The organism is Hymenobacter agri (assembly GCF_054778495.1).
The window spans coordinates 1-1,084 of sequence record NZ_BAAGZM010000976.1 but is presented as its reverse complement, the minus strand read 5'-3'; the positions used below and the strand labels follow the sequence as shown (position 1 = coordinate 1,084).

The 1,084-nt window shown below is 64.7% G+C and carries 2 protein-coding genes; one reads left to right on the top strand and one right to left on the bottom strand.

Annotated features, from left to right (window positions below; all coding sequences use genetic code 11):
• Window positions 1–329: hypothetical protein (locus ACYVDE_RS23825; protein ID WP_460504010.1), on the bottom strand; the 329-nt coding region annotated here is incomplete at its 3' end.
• A 223-nt stretch (window positions 330–552) separates the two neighbouring features.
• Here ACYVDE_RS23825 and ACYVDE_RS23820 point away from each other — a divergent pair.
• On the top strand, window positions 553–1,084 hold a 532-nt coding region (locus ACYVDE_RS23820; RefSeq protein ID WP_460504009.1), incomplete at its 3' end, for a pyridoxine 5'-phosphate synthase.

Below are 1,084 nucleotides of genomic sequence, written 5' to 3'. Positions count from 1 at the left end.
GTGCAGCATTCGAGCCCGGCGGGCAGCAGCCGCAGCAAGGGGACCTGCGGCCACTGCGAAGCCGGCAGCAGCCAGTACGTCAGCCCCAGGCAGGCGCCCGCTACCGTGCCCAGCACCAGCGGCGACAGTTGGTAGCGCCGCACCAGCAACAAATAAAATAGCAGCGGCAGGGCCACCAGCATATCGAACAGCACCGCCCACGACAAGGCCGGGTGCTGCCCGAACGCCGGCAGTTGCACCACTGTGTGCTCGGTAGCTACCACGAGCAGCGCCAGCACCGCAAATAGTAGTGCCGGCCGCAGCCACGATAGCAGAGGAGTATAGGTCATGGGGCGCAGCCGCGGCAGGGCAGTGTAATTTTGGCCCGAAACTACAGCTTCACCTCTCATCCTCATTTGCCAGCCAGCAAAACCGCAGGACCTTTTCATGGCTTCGCTGGTTACAGCCCGGCAAACAGTTGAGGTGGCAGCACATCCTTCCTAACTGCTTTGCTCGCAGCATGCCGAAGACGATAAACGCCTCCTCCCCCCTCACCCTCTTGCCCTAAAAAACATGACCAAGCTCAGTGTCAACATCAACAAGCTGGCCACCCTGCGCAATGCCCGGGGCCACAACCGCCCTGATATTCTGCAGGCCGCGCGCGACATTGAGCGCTTCGGCGCCGAGGGCATTACGGTGCACCCGCGGCCCGACGAGCGCCACATTCGCTACCAGGATGTGCGCGACCTCAAGCACATCGTGACCACCGAGTTGAACGTGGAGGGCAACCCCACGCCCGATTTCGTGGCCCTGTGCCGCGAGGTGCGCCCCGAGCAGGTGACGCTGGTGCCCGACGCGCCCGATGCCATTACCTCGAACGCGGGCTGGGACGTGGTGACGCACCAGCAGTTTCTGCGCGAAGTAGTGGCCGAGCTGAAGTCGTTTGGCGCGCGCGTGAGCATCTTCCTCGACCCCGACGTGCGCCTGGTAGAAGCCGCCGCCAGCACCGGCACCGACCGCATCGAGCTCTACACCGAAGCCTACGCCGTGCAGTACCTCGCCGACCGCGAAGCCGCCGTGGCCACCTACCGCGCCACCGCCGCCC